At 63.3% G+C, this 15,529-nt stretch carries 19 protein-coding genes and 1 tRNA gene; 9 read left to right on the top strand and 11 right to left on the bottom strand.

Translation table 11 applies throughout. The features are described from left to right. Positions 1–74: 74 nt before the first annotated feature. Positions 75–860, top strand: coding sequence for a response regulator transcription factor (locus KHP60_RS20405; protein WP_213566139.1), 786 nt, complete (start codon positions 75–77; stop codon positions 858–860). A gap of 188 nt (positions 861–1,048) precedes the next feature. On the opposite strand, the gene KHP60_RS20400 is transcribed toward KHP60_RS20405, so the two are convergent. The 8 genes from KHP60_RS20400 to KHP60_RS20365 all read right to left on the bottom strand — a co-directional run bounded on the left by KHP60_RS20400 (position 1,049) and on the right by KHP60_RS20365 (position 6,636). Beyond that, positions 1,049–1,189, bottom strand: coding sequence for a hypothetical protein (locus KHP60_RS20400; protein ID WP_213566138.1), 141 nt, complete (start codon positions 1,187–1,189; stop codon positions 1,049–1,051). A gap of 683 nt (positions 1,190–1,872) precedes the next feature. Next, positions 1,873–2,040: a hypothetical protein gene (locus KHP60_RS20395; RefSeq protein WP_213566137.1), complete on the bottom strand. Its 168-nt coding sequence runs from the start codon at positions 2,038–2,040 to the stop codon at positions 1,873–1,875. A gap of 252 nt (positions 2,041–2,292) precedes the next feature. Then, positions 2,293–2,378: transfer RNA gene (locus KHP60_RS20390), tRNA-Leu, on the bottom strand. Between the two features lie 64 nt (positions 2,379–2,442). After that, entirely contained in the window at positions 2,443–3,630 is a 1,188-nt protein-coding gene (locus KHP60_RS20385) for an FAD-dependent monooxygenase (RefSeq protein WP_213566136.1), read from the bottom strand. A 94-nt stretch (positions 3,631–3,724) separates the two neighbouring features. Beyond that, positions 3,725–3,988 (bottom strand): zinc-finger domain-containing protein, encoded by a 264-nt coding sequence (locus tag KHP60_RS20380; RefSeq protein ID WP_213566135.1) that lies wholly within the window; start codon positions 3,986–3,988, stop codon positions 3,725–3,727. Positions 3,989–4,074: 86 nt separating this feature from the next. Further along, a complete protein-coding gene (locus KHP60_RS20375; RefSeq protein WP_213566134.1) occupies positions 4,075–4,389 on the bottom strand; it encodes a hypothetical protein in 315 nt (104 codons plus the stop codon). 394 nt (positions 4,390–4,783) lie between these two features. After that, complete coding sequence (locus KHP60_RS20370; protein WP_213566133.1) at positions 4,784–5,791, bottom strand: hypothetical protein; 1,008 nt, start codon at positions 5,789–5,791, stop codon at positions 4,784–4,786. Between the two features lie 551 nt (positions 5,792–6,342). Next, the gene (locus tag KHP60_RS20365) at positions 6,343–6,636 is read right to left on the bottom strand and encodes a GIY-YIG nuclease family protein (protein ID WP_283770735.1); all 294 of its coding nucleotides are present in this window, start codon (positions 6,634–6,636) and stop codon (positions 6,343–6,345) included. Positions 6,637–7,061: 425 nt separating this feature from the next. Here KHP60_RS20365 and KHP60_RS20360 point away from each other — a divergent pair, with 425 nt between their 5' ends. From KHP60_RS20360 to KHP60_RS20350, 3 genes are all read left to right on the top strand, one after another. Then, the gene (locus KHP60_RS20360) at positions 7,062–7,538 is read left to right on the top strand and encodes a hypothetical protein (RefSeq protein WP_213566131.1); all 477 of its coding nucleotides are present in this window, start codon (positions 7,062–7,064) and stop codon (positions 7,536–7,538) included. 326 nt (positions 7,539–7,864) lie between these two features. Further along, on the top strand, positions 7,865–8,629 hold the full coding sequence (locus tag KHP60_RS20355) for an alpha/beta fold hydrolase (RefSeq protein WP_213566186.1): 765 nt from the start codon (positions 7,865–7,867) through the stop codon (positions 8,627–8,629). Between the two features lie 22 nt (positions 8,630–8,651). Then, positions 8,652–9,143 carry a class I SAM-dependent methyltransferase gene (locus tag KHP60_RS20350; protein WP_213566130.1) on the top strand — a complete coding sequence of 164 codons (492 nt, stop codon included), beginning with the start codon at positions 8,652–8,654 and terminating at the stop codon, positions 9,141–9,143. A gap of 7 nt (positions 9,144–9,150) precedes the next feature. On the opposite strand, the gene KHP60_RS20345 is transcribed toward KHP60_RS20350, so the two are convergent. After that, positions 9,151–9,951: an enoyl-CoA hydratase gene (locus KHP60_RS20345; RefSeq protein WP_213566129.1), complete on the bottom strand. Its 801-nt coding sequence runs from the start codon at positions 9,949–9,951 to the stop codon at positions 9,151–9,153. 78 nt (positions 9,952–10,029) lie between these two features. Between KHP60_RS20345 and cysE the strand changes: the two genes are divergently transcribed. From cysE to KHP60_RS20330, 3 genes are all read left to right on the top strand, one after another. After that, positions 10,030–10,866, top strand: coding sequence for a serine O-acetyltransferase (gene cysE / locus KHP60_RS20340; RefSeq protein WP_213566128.1), 837 nt, complete (start codon positions 10,030–10,032; stop codon positions 10,864–10,866). A gap of 106 nt (positions 10,867–10,972) precedes the next feature. Then, on the top strand, positions 10,973–11,170 hold the full coding sequence (locus KHP60_RS20335) for a DUF3126 family protein (protein WP_201752112.1): 198 nt from the start codon (positions 10,973–10,975) through the stop codon (positions 11,168–11,170). Between the two features lie 57 nt (positions 11,171–11,227). Further along, the gene (locus KHP60_RS20330; RefSeq protein WP_213566126.1) at positions 11,228–11,758 is read left to right on the top strand and encodes a gamma carbonic anhydrase family protein; all 531 of its coding nucleotides are present in this window, start codon (positions 11,228–11,230) and stop codon (positions 11,756–11,758) included. Between the two features lie 195 nt (positions 11,759–11,953). Here the strand turns inward: KHP60_RS20330 and KHP60_RS20325 are convergent, their stop codons facing one another. Next, positions 11,954–12,637, bottom strand: coding sequence for a transglutaminase-like cysteine peptidase (locus KHP60_RS20325; RefSeq protein ID WP_213566125.1), 684 nt, complete (start codon positions 12,635–12,637; stop codon positions 11,954–11,956). 284 nt (positions 12,638–12,921) lie between these two features. Here KHP60_RS20325 and KHP60_RS20320 point away from each other — a divergent pair, with 284 nt between their 5' ends. Then, positions 12,922–13,737: a rhomboid family intramembrane serine protease gene (locus tag KHP60_RS20320; protein WP_213566124.1), complete on the top strand. Its 816-nt coding sequence runs from the start codon at positions 12,922–12,924 to the stop codon at positions 13,735–13,737. Positions 13,738–13,991: 254 nt separating this feature from the next. Further along, a complete protein-coding gene (locus tag KHP60_RS20315) occupies positions 13,992–14,423 on the top strand; it encodes a CBS domain-containing protein (RefSeq protein ID WP_213566123.1) in 432 nt (143 codons plus the stop codon). 78 nt (positions 14,424–14,501) lie between these two features. On the opposite strand, the gene KHP60_RS20310 is transcribed toward KHP60_RS20315, so the two are convergent. Beyond that, positions 14,502–15,512 (bottom strand): patatin-like phospholipase family protein, encoded by a 1,011-nt coding sequence (locus KHP60_RS20310; RefSeq protein ID WP_213566122.1) that lies wholly within the window; start codon positions 15,510–15,512, stop codon positions 14,502–14,504. Positions 15,513–15,529: the final 17 nt, after the last annotated feature.

Genomic DNA, 15,529 nt, shown 5'->3' with positions numbered 1-15,529 from the left:
TGATCAAGTGAGCTCTTTGCGTCCTGATAGATTTGAAGGGCTGATGGCGTAGAGTTCATCACAAGGGGCAAGCAATGATCAAAGATCATTTTAGACATGCCGCGGCGTCTGGTGCGCAGACAAATGGTTTCGAGAATGATTTCACTCAGATCATTGCAACAAAGTTGCTTTGCGGGAATGCACTGCTGCAGGCCGGGCTCGCACAGCTCCTGTCGGGTACGTGCTTCGATGTGATCGCGCTGACTTCCGCCGGGATGGCGACTTCGCAGCATCACACTCAGCCGGAGCCGACCCTCTGCATCGTGGATGCTACCGGTTCCCCCGAGCAGGCGCTTGAGTTGATCCAAGATGCCAAGAGACAGCATCCTGCCGTACGGGTGGTGGCGATCGCCAATCGACTCGACGTTCAGGCCGTACACTCGGCAGTCTCGGCCGGCGTTGACAGTTTCTGCCTGGCGACAAGCACCCGTGACGTACTGATCAAGACCCTCGAACTCACCATGCTGGGCGAAAAGATCCTGCCCGGATCCCTCGTCCGGACACTCTTCGACCAGGAACTGGGGCACTCGGGGACGGCTGAGGTCATCCCGCTGGCGGAACGTCGGGCTCCAGATCTGAGGGCTCAGAAGCTGTCACCCCGTGAGACCGTGATTCTGCAGTCGCTGATGGGCGGCGATCCGAACAAGGTCATCGCGAGAAAGCTCGATATCACCGAGGCGACGATCAAGGTTCACGTCAAGGCGATCCTGCGCAAGATCGGCGTCGCCAATCGCACTCAGGCCGCCATGTGGGCAACAGGAAACCTCAGGGAGCCGGGTCCGTCCGCCGGAGAGTTCCACGAGGTACGGCGGTTGAGCTGAGGTTCGCGCTTCGAAGCGCCCTTCGAAGTCTACTCACGGCTTGCGTGATTGGTGCGGCTGGTGGAGCGACATTGCTGGGCGATGATCCTGAATGACAAGATCTTCAAGGAACGCCGATCATCTCCCTTTGCTTTGGTAGATCGGGCGATAACGCCCCTTCGGCTGTCATTGCCCGCGCGGGCGCACCGTCATCCTGGAAGTGCGGCAAGCAGCGATAAGACGGTTGCCGTGATATTGATGCCCACGATGACAAGAAGCAGGGCAACCGATATCGGGAAGGGCCGCGCCGCTGGTGCGCGTTCCTTCTGGAGATAGCTCGTCGTCTTCATGGCGTCTTCCTCTGGACCTTTGACAGCATGCAGGGTGACGCAATTCGGCCGATGGCGCTGTGACGTGCTTCACAGCCTCACGCGCCTTCTGTGAAGCTGCCGAGACGTTGGAACGCGGACGTGATCCTGAGACACCCGGGATGTCGCAGGGCTCAAGAGAACCCGCATCGTCGCATGGTTTATGGTGACGGGATCGTCTCGTGCACCGAAGGATGCGCCGCTCAAGGGATTGAGCACAGGGTCCTGACGTGCACATCCACTTTCGGGTCCGATGCTCCAGGTCGATCAAAACCTGCCGGGACAATGTCGGTCGCAACTGGACGAAGGGAGGAGCCTTTCAGCCTCAGGGCCCACTTCCGCGAGCGACGCCAACGCAGCGGGATCCAATCGGACACCGGGGAGCATCCTGGGTTGGAGCCCAGGCCGGCCCGGCCAGCTCACCCAGCCCACAATACGCACTGGAGGCCACGTATCGGTCGTAGGCTGTGGCGCTCGTGTTGAGAACGACAGCCCCTTGTGCGGCCACAAGGCTTCGTGCCTGATTGCAGGTCATCCCCGTGGTCAGCGGATGGCTTTGGGCCATTGCGCCAGAGCTGATGCCGATGAAGCCGATGGCAGCACATACCCGTTCCATGCGATTCATGACCATCTCCATTGACGAGCAGACCGCGCCCCATCTCCCGTCAGGAAACGGACAGCGCCATCAGCGAGAGAACGGCGGCGAGAATATTCATGAGCACCGCGGTCCCCGCCAGGCACAAGGAGATCGGCAGGCGCCGCCGCTCCAGGTTCGAATTGTCTTCAATGGACGGGATGGCTTCGATGGAAAGCCGGGTGTCTCTCGTGGTCACTGTCCTTCTCCTCGAAAGCAGGGATGAGGCGATAACGGTCTGAAGAGGATGCGCCTGAGCCGTCATGTCGGCGGTGCGTTCCCGCACGTGAGACTTCACGCCTCCAGCCCCACGTCCCTGCCGGAGCGGTTCGGGGTTTTCACCCGAGCTGACACCGCCGAGCCATAGGGAACCGGAGTGCGTGACGGCACCCGGTGTTCTGTTTGAGCCCGCTTCCGGGCTGGTGTTCGGAGAGTCGCGTTTCGGGTCGAGTGGTGCGGACGGCGGGGGTCGAACCCGCACGGGCATAGCCCGAGGGATTTTAAGTCCCTTGCGTCTACCAGTTTCGCCACGTCCGCGCTGGAATGAGGGTTATCGGGCCAGGGCCGAGAGCGCAAGGGCCAAGAGCTTCCCGCCCCGTCGTCACGCCGGGATGCGGAAACCGTAGAGCCAGTCGTAGCGCCGGGTCATGCCCTCGGGTCCGAGATGGCGCATAACCTGATTGCGCCCAAAGCCCATCAAGCCGCCCGCATGGTAGATGCGCCCGTTCCTGCGCGCCTCGTTCTGCACCCGGCTGGCGCGGCCGAGACGCAGCTTCTCGTATGACGCCAGAGCCTGGGGGATTTCCGGCCGGTCCTGGCCCAGGAGGAGGGCGAGGGTGGCCGCCTCCTCGATGGCAAGGGCGGCGCCCTGGGCCAGGAAGGGCAGGACGGGATGGGCGGCGTCCCCGAGAAGGGCGATGCGGCCCCCGGCGAGGCGCGCGGCCGGGTGGTCGAACAGGGACCAGCGCAGCCATTCCTGCGGTTGCGACAGGAGGGCGCGCAGGGCAGAGGCGGCCGAGGCATAGCGCTCGAGAAGCTCGTCCCGGTCGCCCGGCGCGGCCCAGCCTTCCACCGGCGTGGGGCTTCTCTCGATGGCCACCACATTGACGAGCCTGCCGCCGGCGATCGGATAATGCACCACGTGGCCCAGCGGGCCGAGCCAGAGGCCGGTCTCGTCGCCGGCGAGCTCGACCGGCGCCGCGGCGCGCTCGAAGGTCGAGCGCCAGGCGATGTATCCGCGAAAGGTGGGCGGTTTCCCGTCGCCGAGGGCCCGCCGGACCTGCGACCAGACCCCGTCCGCGCCGACGATCATGTCGGCAGCATAGCTCTCCCGCGCGCCGCTCGCGGAAGTCCAGGTGAGGCGGGCCTCGTTCGGCCCGTCCTCCACGGTCTCGACATTCCGGCCCATGACGAGCCGGATCGCCGGATCGGACCGGACCGCATCGAGGAGAACCGTCTGTAGATCGGCCCGGTGCACGACCCAATAGGGCGCGTCGAAGCGCTCGCGCATGAAGGCCCCGAGGGTCACCTGCCCGATGGGCTTGCCCGAGCGGAGGGCGCGCACGACGACCCGCTGCGGCTCCGTCGCGACCCGGCGCAGGGCCGCGCCGAGCCCGAGCCCGATCAGGATCCGGCTGGCATTGGGCGAGAGCTGGAGCCCGGCCCCGACCTCGGAGAAGCCGGTCCGGCGCTCGACCAGCGTGACCGCATGGCCCTGCCGGGCGAGCGCCAGGGACGCCGTCAGGCCGCCGATGCCGGCGCCGACGACCGCGATCGACAGGCGGGGCATCTAAAACCTCGGGGCCGGGACCGGAATCCGCGTGCGGAATGCCGGCGATGCCGTCGTCGTCAGGCAGCGCATCGTGGGAAGCGACACGATGGTTTTAGCGCGAGGCGGGAGATGTGGCGAAATCGGGCTCCCACTTGCATTCCGCCGGGCGGGCCTCGTCGGCCTTGAGGGAGGAATCGTACTTGAACAGGGTCGAGCAATAGGAGCAGACGGTCTCGCTGTCGTAGCCCATGTCGATGAAGATGTGCGGGTGATCGAAGGGCGGCGTCGCCCCGATGCACATGAACTCCTTGGAGCCCACGTGAATGACGGGAACGCCCGGATCGTTGTGGAAGTGGGGTGTGCCTTTGTCAGCCATGCCGTTGCTCTCGAACCCATGAAATCGGCCGGCACCATAATGGCCGAACGGCCATGCGCCTAGAGGCTTTTTCCGAAGAGAAGGTCTCACGGCCGCCGCTCCTGCGCCTGGATCGTTCGGCACCGGCCGTGCCAATATTCCCAGTATTCCTGCATCTGCTCGCCCACGCCGTCCACGAAGGCCCGGCGGCACTCCAGATAGCAGGGCGGCCCGTAGCCGCCCTGGCACGAGCCCCTGCGCCGGCAGCGGCTCCTGCGGCAGGTGAGCGGCATCTGCAGCACGTCGGCGAGGCGCCGCAGGGTATCGTCGCAATCGGGCATCTCGGACAGGATGGGATGAAAGCGCTTCATGGAATGGTCTTTCGGCAATCGCTGATGGAACATGAAATGGGATAAGGGCATGGGCCTTCGTCTCCGGGCTTCGAGGGCCCGGAGTTCGAAGGCGATCGAGGGTGGCGCGAGTGGCGGCCCGGCTCGATGACTATGTGTGAGATGGAAGAGCAGGTCCGCCCGTCGCGCACGGTACTTTTAGGCGTTTAGACTTGGCAGCCCGAAAGCACCAAGGGCCTCCCGCCAGCAGGGTTGCGAGACCTGCCGCAGGACCGTGCCGGTTCCCTTCTTCTGCGACGCCTCGCGAAAGCGCCCCTCGATGGAACCGATCTGTGCAGGGTTATAGCCCAGGTTAGGAGGATTGTCAAGAACAAAGAGAGAACATTTGTTCCAAGCTCACTTCCTATAGGCCAGGGACCTTGAGTTCGACCCTCATGCGTGTGGACGGTAAACGATTTGCCTCAGGTCAGTAGAATGGCTCGTCCAGAAGTTGAGACTGTCTCACGTGCAGCGAATAGCCGAATTTGTTTATTACTTCAGACACAACATCAGTGAACCAAAGTGGTGCAAATGGAGAGATAATTACCTCTATAATGAGAGCATTTAGATTACACACCAATGTCCTCCCGGCGACAGGGCTTGCATGATCATTGTCTAATATCGCTCTAACTTCGCGCTCATGGCTAAGCGAGAGGCGCTTACAGAAGATGCGCTCTTTCTGGTGACCTGCGAATGAGTGACGGAAATCCAAATAATGGACTCGGCCAACAACCGCACTTGTGTCTTGATTGGTTGCATCCCATAGCCGGCCTACAGTGGACTGGATTGCTACTCCCAACGTTGCAGGTGGGCAGTAGAGGCGCCAGAGTGCTTCTGACTCTACATCATTAGCATGCCAACAACTCACCAGGAGACTTCTGATGCGTAGGGCGTCTGACTTCATTTCCTTGAGTAGTCTCTGCGCCGTCTTTTCAATTTGCTCTTCCGAGAGGACTGGCGGCGAGTAACCTGGGGGAGGTGAAATTACAGCTTTTCGAAAGAAATCAAGATAGAAGCGATCCCAATCCGCTTCTCTACTGGCTAGTCCTACCGCCCCTTCAAAACGATCTTCAAGTTTATCAGCGCGAGGAAAATAGAGTCCGCCTTGCTGCAACATGGCAACGAATTTCGCGAAGTCCATATAGCGCCAGATCGGCTGAACGTCGTCTATAGACAGGTTGAGGGTACCTGTTGGATAAATTGGAGTTGCGAGTTCCACGAGTTGACCAGAGCAGCAAGCTCCAACCAATACGGGCCTATTATCTGTATCGTATCCTGCAAAAACCGGACGACCATTAAGAGCACGGTTGCCGCAACAAACACATTCATTCCATTGTTGAGTGATTGTTCGACGCAATCCATGAGTGATACGCCCCGTAGATTTCAAGCGATCAAAGACTAACCTATCCTCCGGAAGAATATTAACTTGAGTCATTGCTTGATACCTGTGAAACACCGTAGATATGCATCAGAAACGATACTAAAGAAAAATCTGACCGCGAAACACTTTGCATCGTTAAAGTTATATGATGTGCATATGAAATCACGATATGCTCCTCTGTCTCGCAGTCTCCGGAACAAGTCCGGCCATGACGATGAAGTGGGAGTAGCGGGCTGAGCGGATGCGGATGCACCGGCATCTGACGCAGTGCAGTGATTGCTTGCGCGCTGATCGCCTCTCACATCTTGGTCCAGTCTTGATCGCCCGACAGCACGCCCTTGCCGTCATGGCCGGACTTGTTCCGGCCATCCATGCCTTGACCCGTGTGAAGACGTGGCTGGCCCTGACGGGCACGGCTATGACGACGGAGAGAGGCCGTTTGAATCGAGCCGAGGCGTGAGATGCGGCACGGTTGGGAGCAGATTGCGTGAATGCCCATAAGCCACGTGCGGCCATGACGGTGGCGGGTGCCGCGGTCGGTGTGGAAAGGCGTGGATCCCCGGAACAAGTCCGGGGATGACGACAGCGCGTTGGGGCGTGTGCGCTTACTGGTTCAGCGTTTCGTAGAGATCGTCCCAATCGGGGTTCATGCCGTGGATGAGGCGCACCTTCCAGGCGCGGGACCAGTGCTTCATGGTGGTCTCGCGCTGGATGGCAAGGCGGATGTCGTCGTGCCATTCGTACCAGACGAGGCGCGTGAGGCCGTATTGCTTGGTGAAGCCGTCGATCCGGCCCTCGCGATGCTGCCATGCGCGGCGGGCAAGACCGCTCGTCACGCCGAGATAGAGCATGCCGTTGCGTCGGTTCGTCATGATATAGACCCATCCGCCCTTTTGCATATCCAGAGGATACTCAGGCGCATCGACCACTCCACCGTCATGGCCGTGCTCGTCACGGCCATCCACGCCTTTTTCTGCACAGCGGTTTAAGACGTGGATGGCCGGGTCAAGCCCGGCCATGACGAGAGGGTGGTAGTGAATTGGGAGCGTGCAACCTCCACCACACCTTCCCCATTGACCCCGCACCCCTGATGCGTGTTACCTCGTTGCCGGAACCGGGCGCACCCGGTTCCGGGGCCTAGAATCCTCACGTTAGGCGGTCGGCATCGACCGCAACGATGTCTCCCTCGCCGTATGGCCGGGGAGGTGTTGGCGCATGTCCAAGGCGAAAGCCCAAAGGCCAATGCGGCCGTCCTAGCGCGGCTTTCTAGCTCCCCGGCCACCAGCGCTCCGCTGGTGGCTGCTTCACCCAGGGGAGTGACCGCATGGAGCCGTCCTACAGCGTCGTGGCCGACGCGCTGTCCAAGTTTCACACCGCGCCGGAAGGGATCCAGGCGCTCTGGCTCGTCACCGGAGCGGTGACAGTGCTTGGCGTCGCATACTGCGGGCTGCAGGCGGTGCAGGAGATCGCCGGTCTGTTCGCGCGGCTCGTCGACCGACCGAATGGGCGGCGCGGCGTGCCGCTCTATGCCGTCTACGAGGATGCGGACGGGCGCCTGATGCTCTACGCGCACGGCGCCGCGGTGCGGGAATTGCGGGGCGGGGAGGCGGGCGAGGCGGCGCTGCTCGATCCAGTTCCGCGGCGGTGGGGCGCCGCGTCCGGGATCGCCCTCCCTGTCGGGCCCTCAGCCATAGCCCTCATCCTGAGGGCCGCCGGAGGCGGCGTCTCGAAGGATCAGGGCGTCTCCATTACTCTCTGGATCCTCCTTCGAGACGCAGACTGCGTCTGCTCCTCAGGATGAGGCTTCGAGATCGTCGCTGCGCGACCTCCTGAGGATGGGAGCGACGATTCACCCGCACCACGTCATCACCGGCCCTGTGCCGGTGATCCCGATGGGAAGAGTGCGGCGCTTCAAGCAATCGGGATGGCCGGCACAAGGCCGGCCATGACGTCGAGGGGTAAGCCGGACAGTGACAGGCCGGCACCGATCCCCGGATCAAGTCCGGGGAGGCCATGACGGAGGCGCTTCCCTCCGGTCGATTGCCGCATATTTCGACGGCGAACCGGGTCCACTTTTCCGCACGATGCGCTAGGGTGCGCGGCATCCGGCAACCTTCCTCTGGTCCCATGCGCTATTTCAATTCCGACGGCGTGAGCATCGCCTATATCGACGTCCCGCCCCACGAGGGCGAGGGCGACCCGATTCTCCTCATCCACGGCTTCGCCTCGACCCACGCGGTGAACTGGGTCAACACGCTCTGGGTCAAGACCCTGACGCGGGCCGGATACCGGGTCGTCGCCTTCGACAATCGCGGCCATGGGGAGAGCGAGAAACTCTACGATCCCGCGGCTTACGATTCCTACCGCATGGCCGAGGACGGGCGCCGGCTGCTCGATCATCTCGGCATCGAGCGCGCCGACGTGATGGGCTATTCCATGGGGGCGCGCATCGCCGCCCATATGGCGATCGCCTCGCCGGACCGCATGCGCTCCATGCTGCTCGGGGGCTTGGGCATCCACCTCGTCGAAGGCGTCGGCCTCCCGCTCGGCATCGCCGATGCCATGGAGGCGCGCTCCCTCGACGACCTGACCGATCCCATGCAGCGCATGTTCCGCGCCTTCGCGGACCAGAACAAAAGCGATCGGAACGCGCTCGCCGCCTGCATCCGCGGCTCGCGGCAGGTGCTGACGAAGGCGGAGGTCTCCGCCATCACGCTCCCGACCCTGGTCTCCGTCGGCACCGCCGACGACGTGTCGGGCTCCGGTCCGGATCTGGCCGCGCTGATGCCCAACGCGACGGCGCTCGACATTCCGGGCCGGGATCACAACCTCGCCGTCGGCGACAAGGTGCACAAGCAGGGCGTGCTCGACTTCCTGGCGAGCCGGCCATGATGGATCCTGGCAGGAGACGCGCATGACCCGCCTCGACAGCGCCATCCGGCGCCTGACGGCCCAGCGCGATCTGCTCGACTGGGCCGCGCAGAATATCAGCCCCGCCGGGCTCGTGCTGGAGATCGGCCTCGGCAACGGGCGCACCTACGATCACCTGCGCGCCCGGCTGCCGGACCGCGAGATCCATGTGTTCGAGCGCTCGCCCGCCGCCCATCCCGATTGCTATCCGCCGCAAGGCTATCTGATCGTCGGCGATCTCTTCGACACCCTGCCGCCGTTCATCGAACGGCACGGACGGCGCTCGGCGGCCCTGATCCATATCGATATCGGGACCGGCGACGAGGAGGCGAACCGCAGCCTCGCCCGGCGCCTGTCGCCGCTGCTGGAAGCCCTGCTTCAGCCGGGCGGAATCCTGCTCGGGGATCGGGCCTTCGACATGCCGTCCTGCCGGGACGTTACGGCCCTGACGAATGTGCCGGAAGGGCGCTATTTCGTGTACCGCCGGGAGGGGTGAACATACCCTACCGGCCGGTGAAGACCGGATCGCGCTTTTCCAGGAAGGCGTTGCGTCCCTCGGCGGCATCGGCGCTGTCGAAGCATCGATCGGCGAGGGCGACCGGGTCGACGTCGGGGTGGCTGATGCCGACCGCTTCGTCGATCGCCGCCTTGGCGGCCTTAATCGTGAGGGGCGCGTTCTTCGCGATCGTCCGGGCCAGTGCGGTGACGGCCGATTCCAGCTGCTCCTCGGCCACCACCTTCTGCACGACGCCCAGGCGTGCGGCTTCCTGTGCATCGATCCGCCTCGCGGTGAAGAACAGGTCCTTTGCGGCCGGGGCGCCGACGGCGGCCGTGACGAGTTTCATGGCTCCGGGAGGGTAGCCGATCCCGAGCCGGGCCGCCGGAATGCCGAAGACGGCGCTCTCGGAAGCCACGCGCAGGTCGCAGGAGAGGGCCAGGCCGAATCCGCCGCCCAGGCAGAAGCCGCGGATCATGGCGATGACCGGCTTGGAGCAATGAGCGACCGCCCAGAAGGCCGCCTCGTTGGTGCCCTCGTAAAGCCTTCCGCCTTCGGCATCGGCGCGCAACGTCGCGAACTCGCCGATATCGGCCCCGGAGGCGAAGGATTCCCGTCCGGCGCCCCTGATGACGATCACCCGAACCTCAGGGTCCCGGTCGAGGGCCGTCATGATGTCGGGAAAGGCCTGCCACATCTCCAGGTCCAGGGCGTTGTGCTTGAGTGGATTGTCGATGGACACGGTTGCAATGCCGTCGGAAAGCGAAGCGGCAAGCTTGGAGGTCGCTGGCGAAAAAGAGTAAGTCATGGCCCGCTTGGATCTGTGGTAAAAAGGCTAGGCTTCTTATCTATGCTGAGGCGACAGCAAACCGGCAAGGAGACTATCATGACACAAACGCGCCTGAAGCCGGGAGCCCCGGACTCCATCGTGGGAAAGGTCGATCCCGTCTGGAACCGCCTGCGCTCGGAAGCCGAGGCCGTCGTTCAGGAGGAGCCGGCGATCGCCGGCTTCGTGCTCAGCGCCATCCTGCACCAGCCGAGCCTGGAAGCCGCGGTCATCCACCGGGTGGCCTCGCGCCTGGGCCATGCGGCCGTTCCGGCCGACATCATCGAGCAGATCTTCCTCGAAGCGGTGGAGCGTGATCCCGCCATCGGCGCGGCCATGCGGGCCGATATCAGCGCCGTGATCGACCGGGATCCGGTCGTGACCCGGGCCATCGAGCCCGTGCTCTACTTCAAGGGCTTCCACGCCATTCAGACCCACCGCCTGGCCCATTGGTTGTGGACAAGGGGACGGCAGGATCTCGCGCTCTATCTCCAGAGCCGCTCCTCCGACACGTTCCAGACCGACATCCACCCGGCGGCCCGGATCGGCCGAGGCATTTTCCTCGATCATGCCACCGGGCTCGTGGTCGGCGCCACCGCGGTCATCGAGGACAACGTCTCGATGCTCCAGGACGTGACGCTGGGCGGGACCGGCAAGGAGATTGGCGACCGCCATCCCAAGATCCGCCAAGGCGTTCTGATCGGAGCCGGCGCCAAGATCCTCGGCAATATCGAGGTCGGCCATTGCGCCAGGATCGCCGCCGGATCCGTGGTTCTCAAGCCCGTGCCCCAGAATGCCACGGTGGCAGGGATCCCGGCGAAGGTCGTCGGCACGGCCGGATGCGCAGAGCCCGCCCGCTCCATGGATCAGTGCTTCTCCGATACGGACGGAATCTAGGAACAGGAATCCTTGAGGGACCCAACACCGCTTGCTCGCGTTTGCCGGGCATGGCAAGTGCTGCATCCGTGACATCAAGAAAGGACCTGTAGTGGAAAAAACCGAGATGGCTAAAGTCGAGCGCTACCTGCGCCAGACCTTTGCGAACCACTCGATCCGCGTCGTCGGCCGCCCGAAAAAGACCGATTCGGCGGAAGTTTACATCGGTGAGGAATTCGTCGGCGTCCTGTTCGTCGATGACGAGGACGGGGATCGCTCCTTCAACTTCACCATGGCCATTCTCGATACGGATCTCGAGGACTAGGCCGTTTCCCGCAGCAGGACTTGTCCCGAGTTCTGCTGCTTTCATTCTGGACCCGCGATGCCGATCTACAGCCTCGACGACGCCGCTCCGATCCTTCCCGAACCTGGCCTCTTCTGGATCGCTCCGGATGCCCATGTAATCGGCAAGGTGCGCTTGGGGCTCGATGTGGGCATCTGGTTCGGGGCCGTGTTGCGCGGCGACAACGAACTGATCGATATCGGCGAGGCCACCAACATCCAGGAAGGGGCTCTGCTCCACACGGATATGGGCGCGCCGCTCTCCGTCGAGGCAGGGTGCACCATCGGGCATAAGGCCATCCTGCACGGCTGCACGATCGGCGAGAATTCCCTGATCGGCATGGGGGCCACCATCCTCAACCACGCGCGCATCGGCGCGAACTGCCTGGTGGGGGCGAATGCGCTGGTGACCGAGGGCAAGGATTTTCCGGACAATTCGCTGATCGTCGGCGCGCCGGCCAAGGCCATCCGGGTGCTGGATGCGGAATCGATCGAGCGGCTCCGCTGGTCCGCCAGGAACTACGTGGACAATTGGAAGCGTTTCTCAAAGGGAATGAGGCGGATCGACTGATCTGCGCCTCAAGTCTCGCCGACGACCGCTCCCGCTGCGCCATCACCGGCCTTGCGCCGGTGATCCTGATCGGAAAACCACGGTGCCTCTCAGCATCGGGATAGCCGGCACAAGGCCGGCCATGACGTCGGAGTGAACGTACAGGGAAACGCGGTGCCGGGCTAAAGCTGAACCTTCAGACTGAAAAGCCGTGCCTCAGCGGTTCGCGGTGGTGGTCGGCGACGAGACGATGCCGCCGAGCGAAACCCAGCCGACCGTGTCCTGGCTTTCGCGCTTGATGTAGACGTAGCCGGTGCGGTGCCAGGGCAGAACCGAAGAGGTCTTGTTGTCGAGGACGAAATCGCCCCGATTGGTGCGGACCATCAGGACGGCGTGGCCTTCGCCAAGCTCGTCGATCACGACCGTCATGCGCATGGCGCGGCGGGGCAGGCCAGCTTCGGCAAGGAGCTTGCGCTTCAGGAGCTGAAAATCCTCGCAATCGCCGCGGCCGTCATCGGGGAAGCCCCAGGTATCGACGACGCCCCAGTGGTCGGCATCCGTTACGGCCTTGATGCTGGAATTCACGCGCTGATTCACCGAGACGATCGCCTTCCAGACCTGGGAGGTCAGTTCGATCGTGTCGGGCTCGGCCACATTCACGGTGCATTCGGAGCGGAATTTCTCGCAGAACTGCGACCAGCCCTGAAGCGGCTTGGCCGTGCCGACGCTGGTGATCGGAGCCGTGGAAACGGGCAGGGCGGCAAGAGTTTGAGCCTGAGCGGCCGCGCCGAAAAACAGGAAAGACAGGCCGAGAAGAGCTGTTTTGATGAACTTGCCGGAAATGGCCGGCTTCTCATTTACGCCACAGAAAAGGCCGTTCTTGAAATAATCCTGCCGCATGCCCCACCAGCCGGTTAACGTTCTTTTAACCAAACTGACATGGTTGCATTTTAGGCTCAAGCGGAAAGTAAAAGGTGAGTTAACGCGTCGCGCCCGGACCGGTTCCATTATGGTTAACAAAAAATTCGGATGCCCGAAACGAGCGATGAACGTCTCTCTGCAGGGGAAGCTTGACCGTCGCTAACCTGTTGGTTTTTCTCGACTGCGGGCCCTGATTGAGGCTAGCTGAGAAAATCAATCAAACGCCGCCGGCACAACGATCCGGCTGTCAGAAAAAGTTTTTCATGTCTCCACACCCGCCTCGTCTCCGTGAGCCGATCCTCAACCTGCCGGCTGTCATCGGCGTGTGCCTGGTGGTGCTGATCGGCATCCACGCCCTTCGGATGCTTCTGTCCGATGAAACGGATTTTACGCTGATCATCGACTGGGCCGTGATTCCCGCCCGCTGGGCCGTGGCCTTCGGGGGCGTTCAGGCCGATGAGATCATGGCGTCCCTGCGGGACGGCGTCCCGGAGGACACGGTCACGCCGATGATGGCACTGGCGCAATACGTGCTGGCCACGGAGGAGGGGCGGCCCTGGACTGCGCTGACCTATGCCTTCCTCCATGGCTCCTGGGCGCATGTGCTGATCAACGGCGTCTGGCTGGCGGCATTCGGCACGCCCATCGTGAGGCGCTGCGGCGGCGGGCGATTCTTCATCCTCTCGGCGGCCTCGGCCGTGTGCGGGGCCGTTTTCTACGCATTCATGAACCCCTTCCAGGTTCTCCCCATGATCGGCGCGTCCGGGGCCGTTTCAGGCCTGATGGCGGCAGCCTCCTGGTTCATGTTCGCTCCGACCTCGTGGCATTGGGAAGGGCGCCTGACGCAGCCGCACGAGAGGCCTCGCGAAACCCTGGGGCATATGGTGCGCAACCGGCAGGTTCTGATCTTCCTCGGGATCTGGTTTGCCGCAAACTATGTGTTCGCCTTCGTGCAGCCCCTGGGACTCATGGATGCGAGCATCGCCTGGGAGGCCCATATCGGCGGCTTCCTGGCGGGCCTTGCCATTTTCCCGCTGCTGGACCCGCTTCCCGCACGGCCAAGCCGCATCTCGGCTTGAAACCGACACGGTTTGCCCCAATCATCGTTAGGCTGACGTAGGGTTCTCGCCCCAATGTCATGGGGAGCGATACCCGGCTTCGGCACGGCGCGTCGTGCGGAAAAGCGAATCCGGTTTTCCGCGCCAGACGAGGCGCCACTTGAGAGACTAAGGCATCGGGTCGATCCCAGGAGTGGTTTCCTCTTTTGGGCCCGATGCTCTGGCGGGCGGGGGGCACCGACGGTCCTCGCCGTTCGCACAACGGGAGGGAATAAATGATCGTCAATCGAATCCTTTCGCTCAAAGGCCACGAGGTCGCCACCATCGAGCCGGGCCGATCCTTGAGCGAAGCGGCCAGGGTTCTCGCGGAGCGCAGAATAGGTGCCCTTCTCATCGTGGACGGTCACCGGCCGGTCACCGGCATCATCTCGGAGCGCGACATCGTGCGCGCGGTTGCCCTGCACGGTGCCAAGGCCCTGGACGAGCCGGTCTCCCGTTTCATGACCGAGAAAGTGGTCACCTGCACGGGCGAGACCTCCATCAACGACGTGATGGAACTCATGACCCAGCAGAAATTCCGGCACATCCCCGTGGTCGAAAGCGGGCGACTTTCCGGCATCGTCTCCATCGGGGACGTGGTGAAGCTGCGGCTCGAGGAGGTCGAGGCGGAAACTCAGGCGATCAAGGAATACATCGCCACGGCCTGACCATCGGACCTGAAGGTGGCGTCCACTTTCAGGATCCACTTTTCCCTGGCGGGGTCCCTCGGGCGCACGATGCGCCGATCAATTCGTCTGCGTTTCCTGCAGCAGTTCGAGAATATCCGGCAGGGCGCGCTCCGTGGCCTGCCGGCCCAGGGTGATGCATTCCCCGGCCCTGTGAAACTCGAACAGGCCCATCTTGGCGAGCTTCGGCGCCACCATGATGTCGGGCGGGTCGCCGGCGAGCCTCGAGCGGGCGATGCGATCCTGGGTGATGTTGAAGGCATCGACCATCACCGTCGCGAGCCCAGGCGCATTCGGCTTGCGGGGCTTTTCTCCGCGTGAGCCGGGGAAGATTCCCCAGCGCCGGGGAGCTTCGTCGATGGCCTCTTCGATCTCCTGCTCGTCGCTTGTCCCGGCATCGTAGGATTGGATGACGGTGCCGCGCACGCGCACCTCGCCGTTGAGGTTCACGCAGATGACGATGTCGGCGCCGAGCGCCCGGGCGGCCGTGATCGGGATCGGGTTCACCAGGGCGCCATCCATGAGCCAGCGACCGCCGATCATGACCGGATCGAAAACACCGGGAAGGGCGTAGGAGGCGCGCATGGCCTGGACGAGGGGACCGCGGGTGAGCCAGATTTCATGGCCGCTCACGAGTTCGGTCGCGATGGTGCAGAACTTGACCGGCAGTGTCTCGACCCGGCGGTCCGTCAAATCCTGTTCGAGCAAGCGCTGCAGACGCCCGCCGGCAATCAGGCCCGCACCGCTGAAATGAAAATCGAGAAGGCCCATGACGCGTCGCTTGGTCAGGGACAGGGCGAAGGCTTCCAGTTCGTCGAGCTTGCCGGCCGCATAGCAGCCGCCGACCACGGCGCCGATGGAGGAGCCGGCAATCACATCCGGAACGATGCCGGCTTCCGTAAGGACGCGCAGCACGCCGATGTGGGACCAGCCGCGCGCCGCGCCTCCGCCTAGGGCCAGACCGATCCTTGCCTTCGTCCGGGCTTCGCGTTCGGCCGGCGGCTTGATCTCCACCGCTCCCCCGCCACCCCCCGATCCGGCACTGCGCCGGGCGATCCCGTCCCACAACATTGAGCAACTCCAAGGCA

Source organism: Microvirga sp. 3-52 (assembly GCF_018383585.1).
Taxonomy (GTDB): Bacteria; Pseudomonadota; Alphaproteobacteria; order Rhizobiales; family Beijerinckiaceae; genus Microvirga.
The sequence above is the reverse complement of the archived record's forward strand: the minus strand, read 5'-3'. Positions and strand labels throughout refer to the sequence as shown.

Coding starts and splice junctions, on each gene's coding strand:
- KHP60_RS20405 (WP_213566139.1), top strand. CDS start 75: ATGATCAAAGATCATTTTAGACATGCCGCGGCGTCTGGTGCGCAGACA.
- KHP60_RS20400 (WP_213566138.1), bottom strand. CDS start 1,189: ATGAAGACGACGAGCTATCTCCAGAAGGAACGCGCACCAGCGGCGCGG.
- KHP60_RS20385 (WP_213566136.1), bottom strand. CDS start 3,630: ATGCCCCGCCTGTCGATCGCGGTCGTCGGCGCCGGCATCGGCGGCCTG.
- KHP60_RS20380 (WP_213566135.1), bottom strand. CDS start 3,988: ATGGCTGACAAAGGCACACCCCACTTCCACAACGATCCGGGCGTTCCC.
- KHP60_RS20375 (WP_213566134.1), bottom strand. CDS start 4,389: ATGCCCTTATCCCATTTCATGTTCCATCAGCGATTGCCGAAAGACCAT.
- KHP60_RS20370 (WP_213566133.1), bottom strand. CDS start 5,791: ATGACTCAAGTTAATATTCTTCCGGAGGATAGGTTAGTCTTTGATCGC.
- KHP60_RS20365 (WP_283770735.1), bottom strand. CDS start 6,636: ATGCAAAAGGGCGGATGGGTCTATATCATGACGAACCGACGCAACGGC.
- KHP60_RS20360 (WP_213566131.1), top strand. CDS start 7,062: ATGGAGCCGTCCTACAGCGTCGTGGCCGACGCGCTGTCCAAGTTTCAC.
- KHP60_RS20355 (WP_213566186.1), top strand. CDS start 7,865: ATGCGCTATTTCAATTCCGACGGCGTGAGCATCGCCTATATCGACGTC.
- KHP60_RS20350 (WP_213566130.1), top strand. CDS start 8,652: ATGACCCGCCTCGACAGCGCCATCCGGCGCCTGACGGCCCAGCGCGAT.
- KHP60_RS20345 (WP_213566129.1), bottom strand. CDS start 9,951: ATGACTTACTCTTTTTCGCCAGCGACCTCCAAGCTTGCCGCTTCGCTT.
- cysE (WP_213566128.1), top strand. CDS start 10,030: ATGACACAAACGCGCCTGAAGCCGGGAGCCCCGGACTCCATCGTGGGA.
- KHP60_RS20335 (WP_201752112.1), top strand. CDS start 10,973: ATGGCTAAAGTCGAGCGCTACCTGCGCCAGACCTTTGCGAACCACTCG.
- KHP60_RS20330 (WP_213566126.1), top strand. CDS start 11,228: ATGCCGATCTACAGCCTCGACGACGCCGCTCCGATCCTTCCCGAACCT.
- KHP60_RS20325 (WP_213566125.1), bottom strand. CDS start 12,637: ATGCGGCAGGATTATTTCAAGAACGGCCTTTTCTGTGGCGTAAATGAG.
- KHP60_RS20320 (WP_213566124.1), top strand. CDS start 12,922: ATGTCTCCACACCCGCCTCGTCTCCGTGAGCCGATCCTCAACCTGCCG.
- KHP60_RS20315 (WP_213566123.1), top strand. CDS start 13,992: ATGATCGTCAATCGAATCCTTTCGCTCAAAGGCCACGAGGTCGCCACC.
- KHP60_RS20310 (WP_213566122.1), bottom strand. CDS start 15,512: ATGTTGTGGGACGGGATCGCCCGGCGCAGTGCCGGATCGGGGGGTGGC.